Origin of the sequence: Rubripirellula lacrimiformis (assembly GCF_007741535.1) — a bacterium.
GTDB classification, from domain to species: domain Bacteria; phylum Planctomycetota; class Planctomycetia; order Pirellulales; family Pirellulaceae; genus Rubripirellula; species Rubripirellula lacrimiformis.
The window spans coordinates 7022652-7049444 of the sequence record NZ_CP036525.1; the positions used below are offsets into that span (position 1 = coordinate 7022652).

Sequence of the window (26793 nt, forward strand, 5' to 3'; positions counted from 1 at the left end):
ATAGGAACCAGCGTTTGGAAATCCGCATCTAGACACCAGCCATCTTCAGCACCGTGTCGAATTCCTTTTTCTTGACCGGCTGGACACTCAACCGACTGCCCTTCTGCAACAGCGCCATCCCCTTCAAACCGGCTCGATCGCGCATCGCCTTCAAAGTCACCGGGGTGTCCAGTTTCTGCTGCAACTGGATGTCGACCATGTACCAAGTCGGTTTGTCCGCGCTGCTCTTGGCGTCAAAGTACTTGCTGCGCCGATCAAACGCATGGCTGTCCGGATACCCCGAACGAACGACCGTCGCTGTCCCCACCACGGCGGGCTCTTTGCAGGCCGAATGATAGAACAGGACTTGGTCGCCCTCTTGAATATCGTCCCGAAGCAGATTCCTAGCCTGGTAGTTACGCACGCCTTCCCAACACGTCGTCTGGTCGGGAGACGATTCCAGGTCGTCGATCGAAAACGTCGTCGGCTCGGTCTTCATCAGCCAGTACTTGGTCATATCGTCAAACTCTCTCTCGTGTTTCGCACATCAAAGTGGGGAAGGGCGACCGACAGCCCCTGCGTTGTTAAGCGGTGCCGACTGGGCAAACTGTTCCGCCCCGCAGATTTTTTTCTCAGTTTGGTTCATCACCCAACCGATCTATCTATTGTGCGCCGGGATAGGCGTGCAGTGAAGCGACCATGACTGCGCCCATGAATCGGGATCAGACATGACATGCGGGCCATGGAACGGGCCAAGAACACACCCGTTTCCTCTTTTCGAAGGCTCGTTATGAACGTTGACGCCATCCACACCGCCCTGGGTTTGACCTTTACCTTTGTTTGGCTGCTGGTCGGTCAAATTCTAGTGGGGAATCGCTAACCCAAACGCAAAGACCTGGCGTGACTGCCAGCGTTTGGCCATCGGCGCCACCAAGTCCCCCCAACGCATCTCACGCTACGGATTCGATCCGATCACCCAGCGGGTGCCTCGAAAACGTGACCTGGAAAACGTTACTTGGAAGATCGAAACCGAGATTACGCCAGCAGCTTCGAAAAAGTGCGCTGCAAGTAGTCGATCGGGAAGATACAAAACGGATGTTCGCGGCTAGCCATCAAACGCTGGGCCGCCGCGGAACGTTCCACCTGAACCAATTCGGCCTGCAGTTGGCTTCGCATCGAAACCAGCTGTTTCGAAAGCTTCGCATTGATGCTCTCGACCTCCCGATGCCACAGCTTCTTGTCCAACGCGACGTCGACCGCCGAAATCAATTCGACCTTTCGAGCCAACAGATCCGGGTCCAGATCGACACGATCAGCAAACCGCTCGGGTTGATAGACGATGTCGCGAAGTGATCGACGCAGCCGACGGATTTTTTGGTCGTGGTCGTCCGGCACAAAACCGGGCAATTGAACGGTTGCCGAGATCACCATGAAACGCAGCGGTTTCACCCCAAAGAACGCCGTGCAAATTTCGTCACCCAATTGATCGTATTTGCCGCCACCGATGCCGTGCAAAAACAGATCGCTTAGCACCATCCGAGCGTACATCGTCGTCACCAACGCACGAGGACGCAGCTTGAAGTTCGGCGACACTAGGTTTGCCAACTGTTCGGCAGCCAGCTTGGGATGACGCACATCGATCCGCAGTTCGCGGTCACGAACACCTTCGCGCCCCATCCGGTCGCTGATGATCAATTGATCCCCCGACAACCGCACCCAAGCCGGGCGCCGCTCGGGCGAATCATTCCCATAGATCCACAGTGGTGCTTCGAACCACTCGTCGTCCACCGCTAGGTTCGGCACCGGGTGCGCACTGCTGCGGATCCCATGCGCCGACCGATACTGATCGGCCGAATCGTTATAGCAATGATGGAACCGTGGCAACTCAGTCAAAATCGACAGCAAGAATTCCGCATAAGCCGTCGTACGACAGACCACGCCCAACGGCAACTCCAACGTCCGCAGCCCCAATTCGCCCTCCAACCCATGCCGGGCCTGAGCCAACGCGCAACCGGCCACTCCGCAACGTTCAATCGCAGACTTGGCGTGCTTCCAAAGCTTTCCCACACACGGATCATCCACGATCCCTGCAACCGCCTCGGTCACGGCAACGTCGAATCGATCGAAGATGTCACGGCGACGAACCGTCGTCTGTTCATAGGGGACGCCCCCACCTGCGTCGTCGTAGGGCACGACTTCGTAATGAACTTCGCCCTCCGTGGGCTGGCCAGGCGATTTACGATTGGAATGATTCAGACTGGGCACACGCACCGAACTGCCCGATGCCACATCGTTGTCGATCACCAAATTAATGCCGATCCCACCGCAGCGACGGGCCAGATGATCCAAGGCAAAGTTCTTGAACCAAACCCCAGGATGAAAGATCGCTGGCTGGTGCCCCGCCATCAAGATGGGGCCCAGCGTGCCTCGGTCCAATGCCTGGCGATCCACCCACGACGTATCGCGATAAGCCGACGTGTAGCGGATCGCATCGTCGATCAACGACGCACGCGCACGCTGGCGAAGCGAATCCCAGAACGGCCCGTGCGATGCCGACAGCGCAGCGTTGCACGTCAACCAATCGTCCACTTCGCCAAGCGGCGGATCGATCAACGCGTCGCCATGGTTCTGTGGCGCACGGTACTGTCGGTATCGGTTCAACGTCGCTTCGGGCTGGGAATTCGAAATGGATAACGGGTTCGCCACAGGGGCGATCACTTGATCGTCAATGCTCATGATCAGACACACAGGGCCGCATCTCGCGCCGGAAAATCACGACCGGCCGCGGCGGCCGATGCAAAGGCGTCATCGAGCACCTGATGATAATAACGCAGACGGGTTTCAGCATGATCCAGCGAACCGCCAAACGAACGTTCCAAATCCAAGTAGATCAGCGGAACGGGAATTTCGACCACTCGCAGATCGGCCGCCGCCGCCTCGACCCACAATTGAAGCGGCATCGCGTAGCCCGGATCCGTAATCTCGATCCGCCGCAGCGCCGACGTCCGGTACGCCTTGAACCCGCAAAATGCATCCGTCAGCTCGTAGCCTAGTCGCTGATTCAATTCGCGAGTGATTCGGCGGTTGATAAACATCCTTTCTTCCGGCGGGGCGCTGTCGCCCTCATACACCTTCAGGTATCGGCTGCCCGAAACGATGTCGACGTCCTTCGCAGCCGCAATGAACTCGGGAATCCGCTTGGGCTGATGCTGGCCGTCACAATCCAGGGTGACGATCCCCTCATACCCCTCGGCGATCGCGTATTCAAACGCCGTCATCAGCGCCGCCCCGTAGCCGCGATTGACCGGATGATGGACCACACGAACGTCGCTGCGCCGATCCAAGACCTCCGCGGTCCCGTCGCTCGACCCATCGTTGACCACCAGCACGTCCGAGGCATACCGAGTCACCTCGTCCAACACCCCGTCGACGTACTGAACTTCGTTATAGACAGGCAGCGCAGCCAACCAGCCACGATTCACCCCGTCCAATTCGCCGCCACGTGGGCGTGCGTCGTCATGGTCGTTGGGGCTACTGGAACGATTGGTCATCATCTTCCCTCGATCAAATTTTCACTAAACAGACATCTCGGCGATCAATCATACGAATGAAGCAATCGCCATGCCGTGATTGGATTCTAGAGACATTTAGATGATGGTCAATATTTCAAATCCCCCGCCACCCCTCAATCAGCCAACCAATCCCCCCGCCACCCATCGACATCCCCTCTCCTCCCACGCCCGCCACCTTCCATGCCCCCGCCCATCCGTCTTCCATGCCCCCCTTCCATGCTGTCTTCCACTGCCCCCTTCCACCCACCTCCCATTGCCCCCCTCTCCCCCGGATTGAATACGAGCCCCGCTCGAATTCAATCCGGGGGAGAGGGGACGGGGGTGAGGGGGCCGGCGCACCACCACAAACCGCCCAAAAAAGCCGGCTGAAGCCGGTACTGCGAACGGTGATCAACTGCCACCTCCCATTGCCCCCCTCTCCCCCGGATTGAATACGAGCCCCGCTCGAATTCAATCTGGGGGAGAGGGGACGGGGGTGAGGGGGCCGGAGCACCACCACAAACCGCCCAAAAAAGCCGGCTGAAGCCGGTACTACAAACGGTGATCAACTGCCACCTACCATTCCCCCCCTCTCCCCCGGATTGAATACGAGCCCCGCTCGAATTCAATCCGGGGGAGAGGGGACGGGGGTGAGGGGGCCGGCGCACCAACACAAAACGCCCAAAAAAGCCGGCTGAAGCCGGTACTGCGAACGGTGATCAACTGCCACCTACCAGCGCCCCCCTCTCCCCCGGATTGAATACGAGCCCGCTCGAATTCAATCTGGGGGAGAGGGGACGGGGGTGAGGGGGCCGGCGCACCAACACAAACCGCCCCAAAAAAAGCCGGCTGAAGCCGGTACTACAAACGGTGATCAACTTCCACCTACCAGCGCCGATCTAGCCGATCGACTGCACCGGGTCCGACTCACTGCGACTGGCCCACACCGTCACTTCGGCGTGCTCAGCGGCTAACTGCTCTGCCAACCGCTCCATCGCGAAACGCTCGCTCTGGTAATGCCCCAGCAGGACCAACCCGATCCCGAGCGAACGGGCCTCCAGACAGGTATGAAAGGTCGCTTCGCCGGTCACCAGCGCGTCACAACCGCGCCGCTTGGCAGCCGCCAGAAAACTGCCGCCACTGCCACATGCAAGCGCAACCTTGGTCACTGCCCGAGCGGGGTCACCGACCAAACGAGTCGATGACGGACCACCTGAATCGCTAGAAGCCTGCCCCTGAACCATTTCGGTTGCCTGCCTGGCCAACTGCCCCAGCGTCGTGGCGGCCGCGAACCGGCCAAGCCGACCAGCCCCCAGACTGCCATCAGATGACTCCGACAATGCAGTGGACGAACCCGCTGCGAGAGAAATCGCCTGACCGGCCTCAGAAACCGACGGCACCAATGGCTCGATCGACTGCAGCCCTAACCCGGCGGCCCACATCTGGTTGACACCCTGGGCGGCCGAATCAAATGCGGTGTGAGCGCTATAGACCGCGATCCCGGCCCCGATCAATCGCCACAGCATTTCGCCGGCGACGGAGTCAGTGGTGATCTTCGCTACCGGCTTGAAGGGCAGCGGGTGATGCGCCACGATCATTCCCGCCCGGTCTTCGATCGCCTCATCGACCACGTCTGGCGTGACCGTCAGGCAGGTCATGACACGGCCCACCGAAGACTTCCGATCGCCGATCAGCAGACCGACGTTGTCCCAATCCTCGGCCAATCGCAGCGGAGCGATCTGGGCCAGAGTTTGACAGACATGGTTGATCGTGGTGTTCATCAGGCAGGGTCATCCAATCCGTGAATACCTAGTCCTGGACGCCGACTGCACTATTTAGGTGCAATCATGCAGATCATGCGGCGACCGTGCTGTTGAGGCGAGGTTTCGACCTTGCCGACGGCGCTAAGCGTTTCGATGACCATCTCCATGACCTTTCGGCCTTCTTCGATGTGAGCCATCTCGCGACCGCGGAACAGAACACTGACTTGCACTTTGTCTTTGTGCTCGAGGAACTTTTCGGCTTGCCGAACCTTCGTCCGGATGTCCTCGTTGCCAGTCTTTGGCCGTAGACGAATTTCTTTCGTCTTGGTGTGCGACTGCCCGGTGTTCTTCTTTTTGTTCTTGTCGTACTTGTACTTGCCGTAATCCATGATTCGGCAAACCGGCGGTCTTTCGCCAGGAGCAACTTCGACAAGATCTAGGCCCGCATCGCGGGCCCGCTGAAGTGCGTCGTCGGTGGAGATAATCCCCAACTGCTCGCCTTCTTCGCTAACCACTCTAATCGGAGTGATGCGGATGTTGTTGTTGATACGGACAGTATCGCGATTCTCGGGCTGAGTGTTTTTTCGTGCCAATGCCACTAAAAGCTGTCTTCTCCGGCCGGTGGGCGTACCAGCACAAATGGAAATGAATGTAACCGTGGATCGAAACAATCCATCGGCAAATCGTCAGCCTCTCGACGACTCATTCGGGTACTTCCCCGAAAAATCGCGAAAACGGTTTCCCGCCTCAGTTGTCAAGACCAACTCAAAGAGTATCCGGCGGACGGGTGGCGAGCGTCAACAGTGAAATGTCCGAAAACGCAAGATTTAACGATTCCGGCCACATTTTCGGCCGGATGACGGGCAAGTGGGGGTCCACGGGAATCGACATCGCGATCGGCGCCACATTTCCTGTGACGGGACCATCTTGACGATTCCGAATTCGCAACGCAAACTACGCACGCGATCTTTGAAAGAGAAATCTTCATCGACCGCCCGCGTCCCGCCGATGGAACCTTCTACGGCTCCCCGACGGACCCGAAAAGGGCGATTAGCTCAGTTGGTTAGAGCGCCACGTTGACATCGTGGAGGTCACAGATTCGAGTTCTGTATCGCCCATTTTTTGTTTTTTCCCGTGCTGGAACGCTTAAAAGCGTTACCGCCATTGTTGGCGAGCGGCTCATGTTTGGATCATTTCGGAGTAGGCAACTACTCCGAAACCAGCAGGAGTGCCGACAATGGCGAGACCCAGAAGCCCACAACCGGCTTACCAGTACCACGTCAGCGGCCAGGCCAAAGTCAGGCTAGGCTACGACGATTTCTATCTTGGGAAGCACGGTAGCCCAGAAAGTTACGCCCGCTATTACGCGTTGCTTTCCGAATACAACGCAAATGGCAAAGTTGCCCCAGTCCGCGGCAAAGACGTGATGCGTCAGGCTGGCGACCAGATTCTCGTGAAGCACGTCACGGCCGATTTTCGCGCCAACGTCCTGCCCGGCTATGCCGAAAACGGGCAAATGACCAACCGGTACACCAATCTTTGCCTGTTGCTGGAAAAAAGACTCGGCGAAACCAATGCCGAAGAATTTGGCCCACGATTGCTGGAAAGCCTGCGAGAGGTTTTTCTGACGAAAGGGATCGGGGAAAAGGGGCGAGCAAATTGCCGTCGGCAATCCAACGAATTGACCCGCAACGTCATCCAAATTTTCCGGCACGGCGTGGCCAGGGAATTGATTGCACCAGAGCGGCTGGTCGCACTTTCGGCATTGCCTCCGCTAAAAATCTCCGCCGGCCAAGATAACGACGCCCGCGAAGAGGTCCCACTTGATGACGTTCGTGCCACGATTCCTTTCCTGACGGCGACGGCAGCGGCGATGGTCAGGATCCAACTGGCCACCGCCATGCGGCCGAGCGAATTGTTTCGGATGACGCCGGCAATGATCGACCGCAGCGGCAAAGTTTGGGTCTACAAGCCAACGACCCACAAAACGGCCCACCATGACCGGAAAAAGAAGCGGGAGAAAAAGGTGCCGATTCTGGGCGAGGCATTGAAGGCACTAACGCCCTATCTGTTCGGGGACGCCGACGAAGTTTGTTTCCTGACGACGAAGGGCACGCCGTGGAACAAGGACTCTTACCGGATCGCGGTGGGGCGAGCCGCCAAAGCCGCCAAGGTCAAACACTGGACGCCCTACCAACTTCGTCACGCCGCACTTCAAGCGGTGCGAGATGCGAAGGGCCCCGAAGCTGCGCAAGCCTTGGCAGGGCACAGCCGGCTCGCAACGACTGAACTGTACGCGTCAGCATCCGAGGCCAAAGCCATCGAAGCGGCCAAGGTTGCCCCGAGGCTGTAAAATCCAATCTACGTCGTCAGCGGATTGATCCCCGCGCGTCGTTCGTCGTCATCGGTCCCATAGCCGATGGCGACGGACGGCAACGACATCTTTCAACTATGGGATTCAATCGATGAAATTTGTGAACCTAACGCACTCTGCCGGCCAGTTTTTCAGCGACCTAAAGCAGATGGCCGATGACGTGGTTCTGTACTGGGACATCCCTGCCGACGAAGCATCTAGTCCCGGTTGGCTGGAGAGCATGACAAGCAGCATCAAGGAAGTGTTTGATTCTGCTATTCGGTTCAATAGCGACAATCGCTTTATCGACGAGCAGATGCTACGTGATGCACGCAACAACTGCATGACGCTGGTTCACATCTTGCACCAAAACGCAGGCATGGCCCGCGGCGACTATGGGCGTGACGTTCCTAACGCAGTGGCAGGTTTGCGTAGATTTTCTGCCGAAGTTGATGCGGTCGCAAACGCTCTCGATGAGGGCAAGCAAGTGCAATCGCCGAAGCCTGGAAAATTGGGCCGCGAAGCACCCCCGATTATTCCGCCGGAGTATCAACTGCAATTAAGCCAGACCGACGCCGCCAGGAAGTATTACAGGCATCTTGAATTGAGCGATCGGCAGAAGCTAAGGAATTTCAGTAAAGAGATCGAAGATGGAAACGTGGCTTGCGAGAAAGTCAGCGACCGCCTGTTCATCTTCGATGCCCGTCAACTGAATCCGCTAACAGACATAGCGGACAAATAGCGGACATAGCGGATTCACGCCTGAAAACCCCCTCATAGTTACTCGCGTTGCACAAAAGGCACGCTCCAACTATGAGGTTTTTTATGTCCGCGACTGTATCGACAACGTCCCGAATTCTGACCGAGGACGTTCTGACACTCCAAGATGCCCGCCGCGAATTGGCAAAAGCCACTGGGCGGAGACCAGACAAGAGTACTTGTTATCGTTGGTGCCTCAAAGGCGTAGGCGGAACCAAGCTGGAACACATCCGGCTCGGCGACCGCATTCTGACCAGCCGTCAAGCGTTGACCCGCTTCATCGAAGCCCGCACCGCCAAATCCTAAATGACAGAACGCCAGCGCCGGAAATCCGGTGGCTGGCGTTTTGCGTTTCTCATTTTTCGTGTCGCGAATGACCGGGCAGGTTAGGCGACAACACACAATCAAGGACTACATGGATGGTAACACCAAGCACACCAGCGGCAAGTCTGAATGCCGCACTTTTCGATCCAGACGACTTACAGCTAGCCGAGACATTGCGACCAGCCAGCAATTCGCGGGAAAGTGCCGGTCGGCAATTTGAAGAGCTGGCAATGATCGAGCCAAGGTTGCGGAACATCGCCGCCGATGCGTCGTCATCGCGGTGGTCTGTCGCCCGATACGAAGGACTGAAACGCCGCGCCGCCCGGCTTGTCGGCTGGCACGCGGCCAATCCACTGCTTGCGTCATCGCGATGCTACGAGGTGGTGGTGTGGCACTTGGCCGGACTGCTGCGAAGCCGGAGGCGGGCCAAATGAGGACACCAAAGACGATAGCAGTCGATGCCGACGAAATCCTGCGACGGCGTGACTCGATGGCTGAATTTCTTGCCGAAGAAATGGCGGTAGATCGAATGATCCGCGGCAAACAACAGCGGGCGCAACTGCGCGAAAGGTTGTCGGTGAGCATGACGCCCAGGGAAACCGATGCCGCGATGAGGGTCCGGACCAGATGCATGGACTTGCTGCTATTCGCAGTTGCTTACAACAGCCGCGTTTGGGTTGAGGGCGGCCGCGTTGCAATCGCTGGGACCAACTCCGCCAAGTACCTACGAGCGCTAGAGCCCCTCAACCAGCGATTCAAAGGACAGTCACGAAGCCTCGCGGCGTACTACTTCGACAAGGTTTTTCCAGAGGTGAAACAGTGACGGACCACTACCCAAAACGATCGTCACATTGGGCGCACAAACTGACCCGGCTGCTTTTCAAAAGCTGCGCCGCCCAGGACATCGGCCACCATGCCGTTTGTCTTGTGACCCACATTGCGCACACCGAAGATGCAGCCCGGTATCAGGGGCCAGTGCGATTCTGGAACTCGCAACTGATGGAAGTGCTTGGATTCAACAGCCCCAAGCAGTTGACCGCGGCAAGGGACAAAGCCATCCAAGCTGGCTGGCTTGTCTACCATCGCGTCAACGATCGATCGGTTGGCAACTACTGGACCGAGATGCCAGATTCTGTGTCCCGATTCTCGGATGAGCCAATCGAGGAATCGTGTTCCGATAACGGAACGGGAAAGCATTCCGAAAACGGAAAGCATTCCGATTCCGAAAACGGAAAGCATTCCGATTCCGGAAAGGGTATGCATTCCGAATCCGGAACGCATGGCGGAACACATAGCGGAATGCATTGCGGAACACATAGCGGAATGCATTGCGGAACACATAGCGGAAAGCCTTCTTACCCTACTCCTAACCCTACCCCTAATCCTAAGAATGCGGCGAAAAAGTCGCCGGACTACTCTGACGCTTTTGAAGAGTTCTGGAAGGCATACCCCGCCAATTCAAAAGGGCGGAAGCGTGGCAAGTCTGAAACCTTCAAGTTGTGGCGAGCGGTTCCGGTTGACGATCATGACTCTTTGCTTGTAGCAGCCAGGAACTACGCCGCGGACGAAGGGGGATCCGAGTACGTCAGGGATCCAGAGCGATTCTTGAAGAAGGATTGGTGGAGGGATCTGGTCGGACCGCCTGAGCGACAACCGAGCGGTGACGAAGCATCGTTGCCATCGTCGCCGGTTTCGAGCATCGCTGACCGTCGTCGCCAAATCGAGGCAGAACGGACGGGGGTGACCAGCCATGCGTGAAATTGACCACATGGATGCCGCCCGTGGCTTGCTGAATGCCATGCTGCTTGACCCGAGATCGACTCCGGTTGTGGAAGGCATCGTTTCCTCGCGGGACTTTCCGGCGGACGAAGCATCGTCAACATCGATTACCGGCCGGCTGTTTTCGCTGCTGATCGAAATGCATCGATCCGGCGAAAGCATCCGAGACGGAAGGCTTGTGATATCGCGGGTCCGCGCGGCCGGCATGATCGAATCGTTTGGTGGGCAATCGCAATTTGAGCGTGACTTTCTGGATCCGCTATCAACCGAGAACGCAACGCACTACGCCAGAAGCCTTCGGAATTGTTCCATCCGCAAACGGCTCCAACGGTTAGCGAGGGACTTTTCACGCAAGGCGGACTCCGACAACCAGGACTCCGGCGAGCTAGCCGAGTGGATGCGATACGAATTGGCGGCGATCGAGTCGCAGGCGTCAGACAAATCACACATCCATCGCATTGGTGACGGATGCAACGAACTGCTTGCGGCAATCGATGAAACCCTAGCCGGCGGACAATCGCCGGGACTGCACACCGGCCTATACCACCTCGATGACAACTATGACGGATTGCACCCCGGCCGGTTGTACGTGTTCGCTGGCCGGCCAGGCGGTGGAAAGAGTTCGGCGGCGCAGCAAGTGGGCGAAAACATTGTTCACGGCGTTGGCGAATCAATCGCAGACCGTCACCGAGGTGCCCTGTTTGTTTCGCTCGAAATGGGAATCGACGAAGTGACGGCCAGGTTCATCGCTCGCCAATCGGGAATCAATGGCAAGCACATCCTGAGCCATGCGGTCACCGAAGCAGAACGCCGGCAAATGCAAACGGTCGCCGAAAAGTCGCAATCGGTTCCGTTCTTCGTGAGCGTTCCGACTGGACGCCAAGCGACCGCCGAAGCGATCTGCGCCGAAGCGCGGGTGATGAAGGCTACCGAAGACATCGCCGTTGTGATCGTTGACTATCTGCAAATCGTTGAGGACAGCACGCCGAACCAACGCGAGATCGACAAGACCACCCGAGCAACGCGAGCGTTCAAGCAACTGTCGCGAGAGTTAAACATCCCGGTTGTGATCCTGTCGCAACTGAACCGAGCCGGTGAATCCGACAGCAAGAATGAGAAGCCGCGCGAACCCCGATTGAGTGATCTGCGGTCCAGCGGAAGCATCGAACAGGACGCCGATGCCGTCATATTCTTGCATCACGAAGGCGGCAGGAATGTCCGGATGATTGTCGCCAAGATGCGTGGCGGCGAGCGATCTGAAAACATGTTTACGTTCGACGGGCCAACGTGTTCGTTTCACAAGCCAGAGCCAGCGCCGCACGAAGAGTTTGCGGAGTGGTCGCCATGAATTGCCGGCCAATCGCAATAGTCATCGCCGCAAATCGATACGGAAGGATTCCCAAATGACCAGAGACTGGAAGACAGCGCCGATGGTGATCATCGAAGCAGCCGCGTGCCCGGTCTGCTTTGCATTGAAGCCGATCATCGTCCGGACCGAACAGGGTGGCGATGGCAGTTCAAGCCGTCGATGCGTTTGCCGAGAATGTTCGGCGCACTTTCTTTTGGTGATCGAGCCACCGGTTCCAAATTCTGGAAGTGTTTAGTTTTCGACCACTATGATCCAACGATGTTCAAACTTGCAAAGGCGAAGGCGATGATTCAAATGATGCGAAAAATGATCTGCGGCGTCGGTCCCGATGTTGTCACCAAGTCGTCAGCGATGGCGGGTGCATCGGCGGAATCGCGACCGTCGTTGTACTTGCCTAAGTCCAAGATTCCCGCCAACTCTGATACCGGCGTCGGCGTCGATGGCTCTTGCTGGGCACCGTGGCGCGAAAGCCGAAACGGCGAAATGTGGTTCCAGCGGATCAGCAACATCGAAGCCGGCCAAACCATGCCCGCGATCAAAGCGTTTGACTCGGACGACGACGCCGTTGATTGGGATGAGTTCGACCGAGCTTTCGAGCAAAAGAAGCTTTGGGTCAATCGATCGATGAACTACCCAAACATTGACGAAGAATCCGCCGAGGGATGCGACCAATGATCGCGACCAGCCTTTTGGACGATTGCCGACGCTTGGCGTTTACCGTCGCGCCCGAACTAGAAGCGAATCCGCTTTACGTCGTCGATGCCGAAACGCTGGCCGGTACACCGAACCCGGCGGATTGTCTTGGTTTTGCACGACGTGGTAACTGGATGGACTACGAAACGATTGACCGGATCGGTGACGCATGGACCGGCCCAGGCCCATTGATCGCATTGGACGGTGAAGTGATCCGAGAATCCCACGGCGAGAACTTTACCGCGGCAGTCACCGGCACCATGGTTCACGAACTGGCACACATACTGCCGGCCATCGAGGCGCGCGAACTAAGCCATCGACAGCCCGGTGACAAGATGGATTGCGATGCGGTCCGACAGAATCAGGCCGTTTCACTTTCTCGCAGCATCGCGAAGCCCGCAGCCGAACCAGGATCTTGCATCGATCCCCACAACGATCAGTTCATTCGGCGAACGTGTCACGTATACAGCCGGGCCGTTGCCCATGGTTGGGACGTGTCAATTGATGGGCTATTCGGTGGCTCGCTCTGGTTTGCTTGTCAGCCGGCCCACTGGATCACGTCGCTACTGCCCGAGCTGCATTCGATGCGAACAGCCAGCTTTGCCGAGATCGAAACAGCAACGCCACCAGAAGCGTTCACGAAGCTATGGCAGAGCAGTTTGGATCTTTACCGTTCGTTTCAAGATCCAAGAGGGGACATCGATGAGCAGATTTGAATTGTTGGCGGCAATCGAGCAGCTGGATGCCGAGCTAGAAGCAGCCGACGAACATCACGCAAAGGTCACGGCAGGGTTGCAGTTTGAACTGTTCTGCATTGATCGGCAGCAAGACGAGACGCTTGCCGACCAACGTCACCAAGTCACAACCAAGATCGAAGCCGCCAACGCCCAGCTTGAAGCGGCGGCCAAGTCGATCAGCCGACAACGGGCGATTGCCGAAAAGCAGATTCAACAACTGAACGCGGACCGCTCGCCATGCGGCGTTAGAGACGTTTTTCCCCGTCAATCTAACGCCGCTGGCGGGCAACTTCCCACCACCACAGAAAAGGCCTACCAATGTCAAACGTGATTGACCAACTCGCTTCCACACTTCGCGACCGGAAAGAATCGGGCCGGATCAAATACCGTGAATTGGTCCGATCGATTGCGGATGGTGAACAGTCGCCGGATCCCGAAGTCGTCGAAGCCGTGTTGCGTGATGCCGATAAATCGATCGACGATCTGGCATCCGATGAAAGCCGTTGCCGACGACGCAATCAGCATCGCGCAGCTATCGCCGAAATCCCCGAGGTACAAAGGCAACTGGCAGAAGCCAACGCAGCCATTGCTGAGGCTGACGCAATTCTCGAAGCCGCTAAGCAAGCGAGACACATCGCGGTGCTTCCACAAGCCGCGAAGATCAGGGAATGCAATGACGCGCTGATGGTATCAACAGCGGCTAAGTCGGAACTTCGCAATACGATCTGGCCCGAGGACAAGGCGGAGTTGGAACGGCTCAACAGTCGCTGCGAGAGGGCTCACAGCGCGATGCGTGAAGCATCCGCACACTTGGCAGCGGTCAAGTCGAGAACCACCGTCGATCGATCGGCCTTTGTGAAAGACTACGAATGGACCAAGGAATCGGACCAGGCTACCCGAATCAAGACAGCAACGCCCGAGCAACTGCAAGCGGCACAGGATCGCTACGACGAAGCCAACGCCGTCTTGACTGATGCGATGGCCGAGCATGACGCATTCCTCGCGGAGGCTCTGGCAAGATGAGGCAGCACACCCCCCTTTGGGTCCTTCCGGGGTGTTTCGCGGTATCCCCGAGATCAAGCAGCCCGAACACTAGCACACACAGTCCGGCGCTAATTTAAGCCAGCGGGGTAAGGGGGCGGTGCATACCGACTCGGCCATCCTGATCAAAAACACGAATAGAACCAAGGGATTGAAATGTCACAGTCAAAAGTCAAAGCCGGCGAAGGCTACGTCGAAATCGGGCTTCGCAACCGCATTGCCCAAGGCGCGGCTGGCGTGCAGGCCGATCTGGAAAAGCTGAGTAAGAACGCTACCGCACTGGGGGCCAAGATCGCTGCCGGATCCGCTGCATTGCTCGCGTTCCCGATCAAGTCAGCGTCGGAAATGCAAGAAACCGTTGGTAAGTTCGAAGTCGTCTTTGGCGAAGCTGCCGGAAGCGTTCGCGAATGGTCAGACACCACGGCGAAGGCAATGGGACAATCCAAGCAAAGTATGGCGGATATGCTTGCGAGCATGCAGGATCTGCTGGTTCCGATGGGCGTGATGCCGCAAACGGCCGCCGGCATGAGCAAGACGCTTTCGGCGCTGGCTGTTGACCTTGGATCGTTCAACAACATGGGCACGGCGCAGGTGTTCGAAAACCTGATGTCAGCGATCACTGGCGAAGGCCAGGTGATGAAGAAATACGGCGTGATCCTGACCGAGACCGCGACCAAGCAAGAACTGTTCAACATGGGGCTTGACCCCGACACCACGGACAACGCCGCAAAGGCTAAAGCGCGTCTGAACATCATCATGCGAGGGACCACCGCGGCCCAAGGTGATGCGATCCGGACGGCAAGCAGTTTTGAGAACCAGATGAAGGCACTTTGGGCGGCCGTTGTCGATGCGAGTGGTGCGATCGGTGGGGCGTTCCTAGATGACACCGCAGCATTGGTCACCATGGCCCGTGACGCTGTTCAGTTGATCGCGGATTTCGTGACAAAGAACCAAGACCTTGTTCGTACCATTGGGTTAGCAACCATTGCAGTTGGTGGGCTGGGTGTCGGGCTGGTCGCGACCGGGTTTGCCGCAAGCGCGATGGTATCGACTCTTGGCACGGCAATGACTGCGATCAAAGTGGCCGCCGGAGGCGCTACGATTGCATGGGCGGGCGTTGGGTTGCTATTTACCGCGGTGACGCTCAAAGCAAGGATCACAGCTGCCGTTGTAACCGCAGGATGGAAGGTCGCCAGTGTCGCCGTATCGGCGGCGTGGACTGTAGCAATGGGAGTGATCGGCACTGCGTTCAAAGCAGTCACAGCTGCGGCGATGGTGACCGCGGTTGCTACGCCATGGGTTGCTGGTGCTGCGGCGATTGCCGTTGCGTACTTTGGCTTGGACGTGATCATGAGCGCACTAGCAACGGGCGTTGCTGCGGTTTGGTCAGCAAGTGCCGGAACTGTCACGGCTGCTTGGTCGGCATCTGCGGCGTTCTTGATGCCAATTGCTGCTGCGATCAGCGGCGCATGGTCAGCGAGCGCAGCATTCATCGCGACGGCTTGGGGTGGGCTGAGTGCGGTGTTCGCGGCATCTGGCCTTGCCGCATCCACATCCGCATTGCTTGCCACGGCAGCGTGGTCGGCGTTCGGTGCGATCAGTGCAATTCTGGCCGTGGAGCAAAGTGCATCCGCGGCAATCGTCGCGATCGCTTGGACAACGGCATCATTTGTTTCATCAACTGCATGGTCTGGGTTTATGGCTTTGCTGACGGCCGCTCTAACGCCCGCTTCACTGATGGCCGGTGCCGCGCTGCTTGTTTCAGGATCTTGGACGGTTGCCGCTGGGTTGGTGTCGCTCGCTTGGGGCACCGCATGGGCGGTTATCTCTGGCCCGCTGCTGCCGTTCATCGCCGCGGCCGGTGCTGCAATCGCGGTGGTTGGTACCCTGGCCGCCGGCATTGGCGTGCTGGCCGTCAAGTCACTGAACCTTGGCGGGGCATTCGCGAAAGCAAAGGACATGATTTACGGCATCGTTTCGGTGGTCACCGATACTTTCGATGCGATCAAAGCAGCAATTTCGAGCGGAGATTATGCCGCGGCCGCACAGGCACTATGGGCAGGCGTTCGGCTTGCGTTTTGGGAGGGCGTTTCCGGCACGATGGATGCGTTCAGTTGGCTTTGGAGAGAGGCCAAGCTGACAGCCGCGAGGTTCTTCACAGCACTACTGGTCAACACTCAAAGGGTTATGTCGGCAGTCGTGACATCGATTACAAGCCCATTCAAAGCAGCCAAAGAGATCCAGTCGGCAATGCTTGCCTTGGGCGCGTCAGCCACATCGTTTGACGTAGATGGCCGGGCTAACGCAGCTCGCGAAGAGTTGAAGGCCATCCGAGACCGATTGACGGCGGAGAATGAAAGCACCGAGGCCAAAAAGAAATCACAGGCCGAAGCCAAAAAAGAAGCGGACGCCGCATCCGAATTGTTTGATACCAAAATCAAGGCACTCGAAGCGGAGATTTTGGCACTCGAAAAGGGCGAAACTGCCGCCGACCGCAAACGTCTGGCTGACGAAGGATTAAACGCCATCCAGATCAAGCAAATCGAAGCCATGAAGGCCAAGAAGAAGGCCCTCGAAGATGAAGAAACCGCCCAGAAGAAGGCGACCAAGGCGGCCGAAGATGCGGCGAACAAGGCATCTGATAAACGGGCTGATGCGGTGTTCAAGCGAGCCGACCAAATGAGCAAAGACGGCATGAACCCGGCGGACATCTTCAGGAAGGTCATCGCCCAAATCAATTCCGATGAACAAGCTGGAAGGATCAACGGAGGTGACGCCGCTGATGCAAGGGATCGAGCAAGAGATAACCTTGACGATCGCACCGAGGCGATTCGTCAGGAAGGTAAGGCGCTGGCCGAATCGCTTCGCACGCCTGCCGAGAATCTTCGTGCAAAGATGGCCGACATCGAGAAGTTCAAGTCGGCCGGTGTGTTTGGCGACAACATGGCAGATCGAGCGAAGGCAAAGGCGAGAGAAGAGTTTGCCGAAGAGGAAGCCCGCAACAGGAAGCGAGCCAAAAAGGTTGAATTGGGTTTCGAGAAAGAGCAAAAGCGAACGGGTCCGTCCGGAGCGTTTTCCGCAGCGGCCGCGGGAGTCATCGGCATGGGCCGACAAGAGGACGAGAAGACGAAGCTGACCAGGATCATCGCAGGCAACAGTACCGAGCAAGTCAAACTTGCCAGAAAGAAAAACACCGCGAGGTTTGGCTGATGGACGACCCAAGTTTGAACGCTGCTTTTTGCTACGAATCGCAGGGTGAATGTTTCAGGATCCAGCGTGATTTGTTCCTTGAGAAGATCGATCAGGCAGGCGACCGAGAAGGGTTTACCGAAACCGATTTGCGATACTTTGCGTTGCTGGATGAATGCGCCGACCTGCTAGGGCGGTTGCACCCGGCTTTCATGACCCTATCTGCGCTGACACAACTGGCATCTGATGAAGCAGACGACGCAAACGGTGTGTGAAGCAGGGAACGAACCACCGCGACGGCGATCGGCCAGAGCCAAAGCACTGATTCAATCCCATGGATGGCCCCAGGATCAAGCGTGTGAGGCGATGGGGCTGGATCCGGCAAAGTATCTGCCCAACGTCGCGGCGTTCACCATGCCCGACCACATGCCCACACGGGCCGAAATCGAAGCGATAACTTCGGCGATGCGTTCCGGCGAACTGGTAATCAGCCAGCAGTCGGCGCGACGGTGGGAAAAGTACCGCGCCGAACAAGAACGCATGGCACAGCCCGAGGCCGAACAGCGGGATGCCTATGAGCTTGCCGGCCGGATCGCAGAGGACGATTGCCCGGTGCCTTCGTGGTTGTACTCGGCTGGTCCGATCGGTGACGAAGCGGATTAATCGTGGTCCAAACTTCGCCTATCGAGAACGACCACTTTCGTCTCATCATCGAACGGGATTTTCGTTCTAGATTTGGGTACATCGCCAAGCTTATCGCGGACGACAAGACCAGCTGAATCATCAACCTTCTCGAATGTGCAGTTGCCGAAGTGGAAACTCTTTCCAATCGGCAGACTCCGAAACGTCATCAGGTTCCTAGTCGTCATCGGTCTGGTTCTCCTCATGAGGGGTCACCCTGTCGTCTGCGTAGAATCGGAATCTTTGTTTTCCGGCTGTACTCGCGAAAGTTTCATCCACTTTGGTGAACGATTCACCATCGCTCGTGAAGCTTTCGCCGATAGGGAGTGATCCGAATTCGATGTCGTTTTGCGTATTCATGCTTTATAGCCCTTTGCAGTAGAGGTTTTGCACATGAATACGCAAATTACATTCCAAAGCCCGAGACTGGCCCAGGTGATTCGCACACCGCCTGCCCGTCCAATATTTTCCCTACCGTTATCCCCTATGCCTTCCCGGCGACAAAGCGGAACAATGACGGCATGAGCCACCGCGATGATGCCATTGCCCGACTGACGATCCGGATTGCCGAAAGACTTGGGATTGATCAAGACCGGATCCGGTGGGGGCCGTTGCCGTCCGGGCGTGGAAAACTCGGCACCAGTGGCGACCATTGGCAAATCTGGTATCGCGCCGAATGGCGGGAGTTGCCGTGGCACTTCGATGGGCCGGACATGGTGACCCGTGAGATGATCCGCCGGCACTACGGTGATCCGACTGCGGACGAAGCGAGCGAGCCGCCCAGGTGACCGGCTGACTTGCACCGCCATCATCACAATTTCAGCGTTGCAGATCTAGAGACCATTCACCCCGGCATCGAGTCGATTTGACAGCCTCGCTCAGTCATCTAGGATCTTGCCCAATGGGGGAATTACTAAGGATTTTAGGATGATCAAGAAGAGAACTGTTTCGCGTTTCGGTGTTCGGATCGGCTGTAGAGAAGACCGAATTATCGTGGTCCATCAGTGGAAATCGTTCCGCTCTGGTTCACATGGCCGGCAGATCGTTTGGGTGTCGGATTCAATCCCAATTCTCGAGAGTTGCGGGCATCGCGTCAGATGGGATGGCGAGACATTTCGTGACCGAATCGGCCGAGAGATTGGAGTTCACGACCATGATCGGAAACACATTCGCCAGTATTTGCGAGAATAGTGTTGACCCAATCGGCAACGGCCGTAACAATCCGAGAGAAGTGATCGGAGCTTAGAACCTCCACATGGTCACACCGGTTTCAGAATCCTTCGATCTGGAACGTCACTACCACTCTCGCATTCAAGGAATTTCTCGGCCTGGGCGTTGCGGCGGCTACCACTGTTTGAAACTGCCTGTTTGGTGGCGGTTAGGTGATGTAGTACGGGCTGCATTTTGGATTGTAGTGATCCAGAGCGTCAGTTGTTCTAACCGCAATGTCCAGGCCCGGACGTGCGCCGACGTTTTGAGCGTCGGCGGAAAGTGTTTCCAAAATGGAAGCCAGCATCACCACCTATCTAAAAGCCCAGTCCTACGGGGACCGTGGCTACTACCGCGAAGCCGACGATCCCACACCCGATGAGATCCGGCAGCGTTGCCGCGAAATTCACCGGATGAAGAGCGCCGAATACAACCGGCAAGATCAGGTTCGCCAATCTCGACAGCGGAAGATTGTTTCGGCGATCCAACGCTCCGGTGCGATCAATGGTCGGGCCGCATCTGATCTGATTGGAACCAGCCAGGCAACGGCATCGAAGCTGCTATTTGAGCTCGCAAGCGTGGGCACTCTCGTCCGCATTAGCCGGTCCCGCTACGGACTGCCGGACACCGAGCCGACTATCGCGACAGGACCAGACTTGGCATCACCGGACGCCATTCTGCGCCGATTCCGCGATCGCGCACGTTCGCCGCGTTTCAATCGCTTGCCGGCCGATCTGGTCGCGTAGCTTCCCCCGATCCAATCCCATTGAGAAAGAGACATTGTGATGATTGTGCAACTTCACGATTTGCGAGCCGAACGACGAGAACGGCTGAACCAGAACCGGCGGGCCAGAGAAGAGGCAGCAATGCCCAAGACGCCGCTACAAGAAATGATCCGGCTGGTGGCCGAGAAGCAGGCGACCAAGGCCAACGTGGGCGTCGAAACGCTCGAACAACTGGACGCGGTTCTAACCTCCACGGAACGAATGGCGCTAGATTGGCCGGCCGATGCCAGTGCCATCGCTACGGGACTCCTGCGGTCGCTGCTACGGCTCAACTTGGTCAAGGTGACTGGCAAGCCGAACTCGGCACCCGAACATTCACGCGTGGCAATGAAGCTGTTTCAAAAGAACGTCATCGATAAGCCGACGATGCGACGGATCACGGCATCATTGAAGACCGATAACCCGGTCCACATTCTCGACACTTGCCGCGCGCTGCTAGTACTGCTGGCGAACTGATCCGAGAGGCTTTGCCGGTTGGCCGTTGCTTGGAATTGAGACTCCCGAGCGATTGGCCTGCCGGCTTTTCTTTTGTCGCCATCGACCCGACCACCGAGCCGAACCAATGAAACAACAAGACCTATTCACCGATCTGCCGCGCGGCGAGCAGCTGGCCGCACTGCGCCGGATCGAGTTTGCCACCTATTCGATCGGGAAGAACAAAGTATCCCCCAAGATGCAGAAGGCCGTTCTTCGCGCGATCGATGATCACGAAGGGCAGCGGGAGTGCTTCGCCACCCAAGAGACGATAGCCGCCGAGATCGGTTGCAGCGTATCGACGGTGGTACGGGCCATCGCCGCGTTGGTCGATCAAGACTTAATCACGAAGGAACGCCCCAACGGATTCAGCCCCAACCATCATCGCATTGTGTGGACATCGGTTTTCATGAAAACGAAGCAGGGAACGGCACCCGAGACCCGGAAAGCTTCCAGCGGGAAAACTTCCGGGGTGGAACGTATCCAAGTCGAAGATGGAACACTTCCAACTCGGACACGGATCACTTCCAACTCGGACGTGGAAGTCTTCCAACGGAAACGCCCAATAAACGACCAGTTAACCGACCAACCAACCGCCAAGTGGCAGGCGGTGGCGGCGACGATGAGGCGATGGGGTTTGGCGTCAGCCGTCCAAGCGTGCAAGGCAGCCCAGGACCGGGGGCTTGCGCTCGAGTATGTGGCCGAACTGTTCCGAGAAGCCGGCGGCGATCGATTGCCCGAGCGATGGGAACCGGGACAGCTGGCGAACTGGTTGACCGGCCGGACACCGCCACCGTTTGATGAGGCCGAAGCAGACCGCCGCCGCGAAGCGAGGGACCGGGCAAAGGGCATCGAAGCCGACCGAATCCGGGAGAGCGTCAGGCGGGACGGTGAGAGCCGCGGTGCGCCCGAGTGGGCTATCGCTGGGGTTTCGTTCAAACGGTTGCGAGAGGCTGGGTTGGAGCGGCTGACTACCGACGCAGAAATTCAGAATGCTCTTCTACTGGACCGGCATGAACGCACTCGAATGCCCGGATAAAGACATCGCGTGAATTTCACGGCTCTGTTGCAGTTTTCCCCGTGCACCGTTACTCAGCCCCCCCCCCCGGTTATTGCCGCCCGCGACTAATTGCTGGGAAAATAGCAACGATAGAGCCGGAGAAACTACAAAGGCATCAAGGTAGGCGACGCAAGAAGCACTTACCCAAAACTCAGTTAAAGAGGCTGATCGCCGAATTTAAAAAGCAGGGGTGATGTGTCGCTACGGGTGAGAAGAACGACAAAGCTCCCTATCTGCATTGCAGAAACGCCGTCAGAAATGCCGTCAGAGACTTCCATCCGGTCGACTTCTGTTTCGCTTGCCTAACGCGAATCGAGTAAGGCTTTGTCTGGACAAGCGCATCGGAAAAAATTCTTATCGTCGAATGAAGATTGTCTGACTCGATTCGGATTTCGCGTTGAGAAGCCATTTCGCCGGTTTCGCGTTCGTCAATATCGGGGGGTGAGATCGTCATTGTTCTATTATCGGAACGTTTTCAAGTCAACGTAGAGCATAGTCTGGGAGGCCGCGCAACTCGGCCTATTCGCGCTAGTTTTTCGAAATGGCGTGCATTTTGGCTGGAAACAAGCAGAAGAAATAAATCGCACACATTGTTGCAAGCTACAGGACAGTTTATAAAACCGCCAATCGGGGGCTGCCGTCGGCGCAGCTTAGGCAGTTAGGCAGCGCTCATGGGCATTCACATTTGACCAACGCACCAAGTACGCTCGCCGAGTACCAAACCTACGCCGCAAACTGTCGATCGAAGTCGCAGCGACTCCAGAATCGCTGGACAATGATCGTCTCAATCGGAAACTCGCTGTTTGCGGCGGCTGGGGTTATTGCACATCTCTTCCTAACCGACACACAGGGACGAGAATTCTTCCAATTACTTTCTCTGGTGTTAGTGTCCGTGTGTTCACTTGCAGTGGCCGTCGGTGTGTATGTTCGAACGCAGAAACGCGAGCGTTATGCAAGGGCATTTGAGTTAGTCCATCTTGCGGTTCACGCAATTAGAGACGAGTTGCAGCGGACACTTCCGGACGGGGACGATGAGGACGCGAGGAACCAATCCATCAAGGATTGCGTAGAAGCTGTCTTGAACTGCTTGTCAATTGGGTTCTCGATGATCACTGGTGGAAGATGCCGAGCCACGTTAAAAACGTTAGAAGTCGACGTGCCGCAGGAGCTGAAGGGAAAGACGCTGGACGATGGGGATCTCGCCAAATACGGGAAAGTCGTGACATTCTGTCGTGACCCGATCACAAGCCAGCTGATTGCTGAGAACGACCTGGGGAGCTCAATTGATCTCCAAGAAAACGATCGTTTTTTCGATCTGTACAAGTCTTCGCGAACGCGTTTTTGGATCAACAATGACGTAAAATTGGACAATTCGCGAAGAACCAAACCGGAAAAGTACGGTAGTTGCCTGCCGTACTCATCCCAGATGATTTGGCCTATTCGGCACACCCGAAAGGGAAAAGCAGATGCAAATCATGCGAAAAGAGTTACTCTAAAAGAGCAAGATCTAATCGGTTTCTTGATTGTCGACTCGCCCGAAAAGAACTGCTTCAACAAGCTTTTTGATTTTGATGTTGGTGCGATAGTTGCTGACGCTCTATACATCTACTTAGACAGTGTGCAACCGAAAAAGTGAACGAACCGAAAACAGACATATGAGGTGTTTGAGGAATGTGTTCAAAAAGAAAAGCGGCGAAAGACAGGAATCGAGAGCGAATTCGCCTGTCTCGTTTAAAAGCTGCTCGAGCCGTTGGTGATGAAACGCATGTGGTCGTTATCCGATCAACAGCCGGGGACGATCAATCAGTTGAGAATTTGACGACAATTCGGTCGTTTTCTGACCAACTGGTCCGAACGCTCCCCGCAAGTTTGCGGAGAAGACTGGCGCAGCACGCCTGACCTGCAGCGTTTTCAAGTCCACAAGCCTCCTTGGTGTTGCGGCAAAGCAGTAATGCCGAGACCCCAAACGGAAATAGCACGCACGTTCTCGATTGCATTCCAGTTGCTTTGGGGATGGCTTCGTTCGTTACAGTAGGCGTCCTGCTTTTAGTGCTTGAATGTTTGACGGGTAATGCCGATGTGCATCGGGATTCTGGATTCGGTCAATCGCGGTCTGACCAGAAACGCGACGGGGTTGACCAATTGGATTGGCGTGAGCGAAGCCGGCGGGCGCTGGCGTGACAGCCCTGTCTCACCTACGCGACTACTCCATAACGGCACCTTTTCTTGCATCGCTAGTGGCATTTTGCTAAGCTGTCAGACGACACCAAACATGCAGTTTTCCCCGTAAATCGCGGGAGAAAACGAATCAGAGGTAGCGGAAACTCGAACGGCCGGACCACGTTGACATCGTGGAGGTCACAGATTCGAGTTCTGTATCGCCCATCCGCAAGAACCCCGTAAAACCAAGCGTTTTGCGGGGTTTTTTCGTGTCTGCATTCTCCGCGTCACTGGTCGCCAAATGGTCAGGAATGGACCCTATTTGACCTGTTTGGACGGGGTTAGGTGCATCCACAGGTGCATCCGTTCGCGGGGGGTGTTTCCGCTTTCGTTTCCCCTGTTTTTCCGGTTAGGTCGGCTTCCGAAGCGTTCACGCGTTTTCGGTCCGTCAACCGCGCCGGTCTCATCATCGGCGATCGGCAGTGTTGGTAGCGATTCAACCGCAGTGGCGGTGTCGAGCAATTTGGCGTCGGCGTAGGTATGCGTCGATGGGTTTGCAGACAGAGCGTTGATAAGGATGCAGAAAAGAACGGCTGCCAGTTCTTGTGCTTTCGTCAAAACCAGACCCGGATGGGACGGCATCACCGCCCCGTAGACGCTTCCGACGCGCGATCAGCAGGAGACAACCGACTGCCAGTAGAAGTGCAATCGTCGTGTTTTTCGGAACGCGAGCGTGTGCTAGCAAGGGACGTTGGCCCTGTCGCTCTTTCATCGGGTGCAGCGTGGGCGTTTGGTGTTCTCACATCCAACCGAGTATCAGTCGGTGGCAAGTCGGTCGCGAAAACCTGCTACCAAAGCCAGCGAGCACCGATCAATCCACTTTGAAACGCCGTATGTTGATTGAGATTACCTTGGTAAGCCAACGTCAATTGACCGCCGAACAGAATTGCCCAGTCAAGTTGACCACCGACAGACAACCAGTCTCGACCGGTGTCGGAACTTTGAACACGGAAGTCGCTCGGGGTGATCGACGCATTGAGGCGATTCGCAGTGATCCGCGTCGTATCACCAAATTCGTGCAACCATCCTCCCCGAATTTGGGTCGTCGCCATGCCGATGCCGGTCATGTTCGATTTAGAAATCGAAAGCCCAACCATGCTGCGAATCGAATCCTCGTCCAATCCATTGACGGACAGACTGAACTCAGACGTACCGGTCTCGACCGCGGAATCCGTTTCGACGTGAATGCCTTGAAGCGAAACAAATGAAAGCAGTACCGAGTCGCCGGCAGTCAAAGCGGTTCCTGCCTCGACGTAGGCAAATTGATCGGTTCCGTCGAACTTGCTGCCAGCGGATTGGCCTGCCCCGAATTCACTTAAAGAACGCTCGACGGAGTGGTCTTGAAACCCGAACCCGCTTGCACCGACTAGATACATCACTTCGCCAACGTATTGAACCGAACCGCCAAACCGGTACGAGTCTGTGTCAGCGTCTTGATTGACGTCGCGAAGCTGAGTGTCTGTTGACCCCAGTCTCGCAAAGCCGTGAACGCCAATACCGGAAGCCCACAGAAGGCCTGTTCCCAAATCGAGCCCGGCAGATTGCTGACGGTATCCCGGTGTCAAACAGTCGTCGGGATCGACACTCATGGTACTGCCGTACGCTCGCGCCCACGGTGTCCAGCGTCCCAACTCATTGAACGAATCGCTGTGTAGAACGATTCGATCACGGAAGCCGTGAATGTTGTTTTGAACTTGTTGAATCTGGCCATCGACCAGCGAAGTGTAAATGGTTCCTGAGAGCTGATTGACCGCATTATTCACTCTCGACATGATGCCATTCCGCAGATCAGCGATCGCGCCGAGTTGCCCCGCAGTGGCAGGAGGGCCGAGGCGAAGGCGATCAAGTTCCGCTGCGGCGGCAAGCTGATTGCAACCTTCGAGCACGCTCGCGAAGGTGACGTCATTGTCCCGAACAGCCAGCTCCACACTGGAAGGCGACATGTTGATCGTGGCTTCCAGAAACGGGTTAAGCGAAAGCTGGAAAACGTCGGCTGCGTTGGCAAAGGCTGGCGTGACCACTCCAGTCGCCTCGATCACCGAAAATGTGTCGCCGACTGAATAGGCTGAACCGGCGAAGGTCGGCACCAGCGTGGAATCAGTCACCGTCACATTACCATCCACGTCAATCAAATCATTGCTCGGCACGTCACCAAGAATGTCGACCTGGATGGTTGCGTCAGTGGCATCAAGATCGCCGGTGATGAACAGTGTGCCCACCGTTCCCACATTGCCGTTTGCTCCCGGCGCAATGGCCCCCGAAGCGGTCACATTGGCAGTAACTTGATCAAGGTCTCCGATCAAGGTGGTCGAGGGTGAGAGCACGATATCCGGAGACGCATCGCCAGTCAGATTTAGATCTCCCAGATCGATCGTTCCTCCCGTGGCACTGATCGCACTGTTCCCAACCCGATCAATGACGACCGCAGCGACATTGTCGTTGGCAAAGGTGATGCTATCGGTAATCGTTGGCAGGTCACTTAACAGAATGATGGTACCGCCGCCGGGAATATCAAACACGATCCGGTCGCCCGCAGCAGCGGTTCCAATCGCTGCTCTCAAGGAACCGCCCCCTGCATCACTCAGGTTATCAACGATAACGTCCGCCGAGCGGGCGTCTTGGGCATGCAGGAGGACACAACATGCTACCAACGCCCGACAAAAGGAACGCGTGCCGGTGATTCGAAAAGGGCTTGAAAGCATCGTCATTAACTTCTCGCTCGTGTCAGCAGAGGCCATTCGATCCATTCAAATCGACCTTCGATAGCATCGGCGGCAAACCGTTACATGCTGAAGCACCGTTGCGTTGATTTCTATTGATGCCATCG

General features: G+C 56.6%; 28 protein-coding genes and 1 tRNA gene. 20 read left to right on the top strand and 9 right to left on the bottom strand.

Annotated elements, in window-relative coordinates:
* Positions 1-28 precede the first annotated feature (28 nt).
* The 5 genes from K227x_RS24495 to infC form a co-directional block, all read right to left on the bottom strand.
* Entirely contained in the window at positions 29-496 is a 468-nt protein-coding gene (locus tag K227x_RS24495; protein ID WP_246146195.1) for an EVE domain-containing protein, read from the bottom strand.
* A 518-nt stretch (positions 497-1014) separates the two neighbouring features.
* On the bottom strand, positions 1015-2715 hold the full coding sequence (locus K227x_RS24500; RefSeq protein ID WP_145174125.1) for a hypothetical protein: 1701 nt from the start codon (positions 2713-2715) through the stop codon (positions 1015-1017).
* A 2-nt stretch (positions 2716-2717) separates the two neighbouring features.
* Positions 2718-3533 (bottom strand): glycosyltransferase family 2 protein, encoded by an 816-nt coding sequence (locus K227x_RS24505; RefSeq protein WP_246146197.1) that lies wholly within the window; start codon positions 3531-3533, stop codon positions 2718-2720.
* A gap of 896 nt (positions 3534-4429) precedes the next feature.
* The gene (locus tag K227x_RS24510) at positions 4430-5311 is read right to left on the bottom strand and encodes a Nif3-like dinuclear metal center hexameric protein (protein WP_145174128.1); all 882 of its coding nucleotides are present in this window, start codon (positions 5309-5311) and stop codon (positions 4430-4432) included.
* 50 nt (positions 5312-5361) lie between these two features.
* Entirely contained in the window at positions 5362-5892 is a 531-nt protein-coding gene (infC, locus tag K227x_RS24515) for a translation initiation factor IF-3 (protein WP_145174131.1), read from the bottom strand.
* A gap of 445 nt (positions 5893-6337) precedes the next feature.
* Here infC and K227x_RS24520 point away from each other — a divergent pair.
* The 6 genes from K227x_RS24520 to K227x_RS24545 all read left to right on the top strand — a co-directional run bounded on the left by K227x_RS24520 (position 6338) and on the right by K227x_RS24545 (position 9552).
* Positions 6338-6411, top strand: a tRNA-Val gene (locus K227x_RS24520).
* Positions 6412-6530: 119 nt separating this feature from the next.
* The gene (locus tag K227x_RS24525) at positions 6531-7646 is read left to right on the top strand and encodes a tyrosine-type recombinase/integrase (RefSeq protein WP_145174134.1); all 1116 of its coding nucleotides are present in this window, start codon (positions 6531-6533) and stop codon (positions 7644-7646) included.
* A 169-nt stretch (positions 7647-7815) separates the two neighbouring features.
* On the top strand, positions 7816-8388 hold the full coding sequence (locus K227x_RS24530) for a hypothetical protein (RefSeq protein WP_145174137.1): 573 nt from the start codon (positions 7816-7818) through the stop codon (positions 8386-8388).
* A gap of 83 nt (positions 8389-8471) precedes the next feature.
* Positions 8472-8711 (top strand): DUF1580 domain-containing protein, encoded by a 240-nt coding sequence (locus K227x_RS24535; RefSeq protein ID WP_145174140.1) that lies wholly within the window; start codon positions 8472-8474, stop codon positions 8709-8711.
* A gap of 113 nt (positions 8712-8824) precedes the next feature.
* Positions 8825-9163 (top strand): hypothetical protein, encoded by a 339-nt coding sequence (locus tag K227x_RS24540; RefSeq protein ID WP_145174143.1) that lies wholly within the window; start codon positions 8825-8827, stop codon positions 9161-9163.
* The gene (locus K227x_RS24545; RefSeq protein WP_145174146.1) at positions 9160-9552 is read left to right on the top strand and encodes a hypothetical protein; all 393 of its coding nucleotides are present in this window, start codon (positions 9160-9162) and stop codon (positions 9550-9552) included. The genes K227x_RS24540 and K227x_RS24545 overlap by 4 nt, the downstream gene beginning before the upstream one ends.
* Before the next feature lie 23 nt (positions 9553-9575).
* Here the strand turns inward: K227x_RS24545 and K227x_RS30820 are convergent, their stop codons facing one another.
* Positions 9576-9944 carry a hypothetical protein gene (locus K227x_RS30820; protein ID WP_218933495.1) on the bottom strand — a complete coding sequence of 123 codons (369 nt, stop codon included), beginning with the start codon at positions 9942-9944 and terminating at the stop codon, positions 9576-9578.
* A 535-nt stretch (positions 9945-10479) separates the two neighbouring features.
* On the opposite strand from K227x_RS30820, the gene K227x_RS24555 reads away from it, so the two are divergent.
* From K227x_RS24555 to K227x_RS24595, 9 genes are all read left to right on the top strand, one after another.
* Positions 10480-11856 carry a replicative DNA helicase gene (locus K227x_RS24555; protein WP_145174149.1) on the top strand — a complete coding sequence of 459 codons (1377 nt, stop codon included), beginning with the start codon at positions 10480-10482 and terminating at the stop codon, positions 11854-11856.
* A gap of 55 nt (positions 11857-11911) precedes the next feature.
* Entirely contained in the window at positions 11912-12112 is a 201-nt protein-coding gene (locus K227x_RS24560; protein WP_145174152.1) for a hypothetical protein, read from the top strand.
* 23 nt (positions 12113-12135) lie between these two features.
* On the top strand, positions 12136-12552 hold the full coding sequence (locus K227x_RS24565; RefSeq protein ID WP_145174155.1) for a hypothetical protein: 417 nt from the start codon (positions 12136-12138) through the stop codon (positions 12550-12552).
* Positions 12549-13286, top strand: a complete 738-nt coding sequence (locus K227x_RS24570) for a hypothetical protein (RefSeq protein ID WP_145174158.1) — start codon at positions 12549-12551, stop codon at positions 13284-13286. The genes K227x_RS24565 and K227x_RS24570 overlap by 4 nt, the downstream gene beginning before the upstream one ends.
* The gene (locus K227x_RS24575; protein WP_145174161.1) at positions 13273-13638 is read left to right on the top strand and encodes a hypothetical protein; all 366 of its coding nucleotides are present in this window, start codon (positions 13273-13275) and stop codon (positions 13636-13638) included. The genes K227x_RS24570 and K227x_RS24575 overlap by 14 nt, the downstream gene beginning before the upstream one ends.
* Positions 13626-14330, top strand: coding sequence for a hypothetical protein (locus tag K227x_RS24580; protein ID WP_145174164.1), 705 nt, complete (start codon positions 13626-13628; stop codon positions 14328-14330). The genes K227x_RS24575 and K227x_RS24580 overlap by 13 nt, the downstream gene beginning before the upstream one ends.
* A 174-nt stretch (positions 14331-14504) precedes the next feature.
* Positions 14505-17558, top strand: coding sequence for a hypothetical protein (locus tag K227x_RS24585; protein ID WP_145174167.1), 3054 nt, complete (start codon positions 14505-14507; stop codon positions 17556-17558).
* Positions 17558-17812, top strand: a complete 255-nt coding sequence (locus K227x_RS24590) for a hypothetical protein (RefSeq protein ID WP_145174170.1) — start codon at positions 17558-17560, stop codon at positions 17810-17812. Before K227x_RS24585 ends, K227x_RS24590 begins: the two co-directional genes overlap by 1 nt.
* Positions 17784-18200 carry a hypothetical protein gene (locus K227x_RS24595; protein ID WP_145174173.1) on the top strand — a complete coding sequence of 139 codons (417 nt, stop codon included), beginning with the start codon at positions 17784-17786 and terminating at the stop codon, positions 18198-18200. The genes K227x_RS24590 and K227x_RS24595 overlap by 29 nt, the downstream gene beginning before the upstream one ends.
* A 195-nt stretch (positions 18201-18395) precedes the next feature.
* Here K227x_RS24595 and K227x_RS30825 read toward each other — a convergent pair whose 3' ends face one another.
* Complete coding sequence (locus tag K227x_RS30825; RefSeq protein ID WP_218933496.1) at positions 18396-18578, bottom strand: hypothetical protein; 183 nt, start codon at positions 18576-18578, stop codon at positions 18396-18398.
* A 161-nt stretch (positions 18579-18739) separates the two neighbouring features.
* Here K227x_RS30825 and K227x_RS24600 point away from each other — a divergent pair, with 161 nt between their 5' ends.
* The 5 genes from K227x_RS24600 to K227x_RS24620 all read left to right on the top strand — a co-directional run bounded on the left by K227x_RS24600 (position 18740) and on the right by K227x_RS24620 (position 23382).
* Positions 18740-19006: a hypothetical protein gene (locus K227x_RS24600; RefSeq protein WP_145174176.1), complete on the top strand. Its 267-nt coding sequence runs from the start codon at positions 18740-18742 to the stop codon at positions 19004-19006.
* A 714-nt stretch (positions 19007-19720) separates the two neighbouring features.
* A complete protein-coding gene (locus K227x_RS24605; RefSeq protein ID WP_145174179.1) occupies positions 19721-20173 on the top strand; it encodes a hypothetical protein in 453 nt (150 codons plus the stop codon).
* Positions 20174-20212: 39 nt separating this feature from the next.
* Entirely contained in the window at positions 20213-20668 is a 456-nt protein-coding gene (locus K227x_RS24610; RefSeq protein ID WP_145174182.1) for a hypothetical protein, read from the top strand.
* A 106-nt stretch (positions 20669-20774) separates the two neighbouring features.
* Positions 20775-21725, top strand: a complete 951-nt coding sequence (locus K227x_RS24615) for a helix-turn-helix domain-containing protein (protein WP_145174185.1) — start codon at positions 20775-20777, stop codon at positions 21723-21725.
* Positions 21726-22521: 796 nt separating this feature from the next.
* Complete coding sequence (locus K227x_RS24620; protein ID WP_145174188.1) at positions 22522-23382, top strand: hypothetical protein; 861 nt, start codon at positions 22522-22524, stop codon at positions 23380-23382.
* Between the two features lie 842 nt (positions 23383-24224).
* On the opposite strand, the gene K227x_RS24625 is transcribed toward K227x_RS24620, so the two are convergent.
* Together K227x_RS24625 and K227x_RS24630 are read right to left on the bottom strand one after the other, a co-directional pair.
* The gene (locus K227x_RS24625) at positions 24225-24524 is read right to left on the bottom strand and encodes a hypothetical protein (protein ID WP_218933497.1); all 300 of its coding nucleotides are present in this window, start codon (positions 24522-24524) and stop codon (positions 24225-24227) included.
* Between the two features lie 230 nt (positions 24525-24754).
* Positions 24755-26527, bottom strand: a complete 1773-nt coding sequence (locus K227x_RS24630) for an autotransporter family protein (RefSeq protein ID WP_246146198.1) — start codon at positions 26525-26527, stop codon at positions 24755-24757.
* Positions 26528-26793 lie beyond the last annotated feature (266 nt).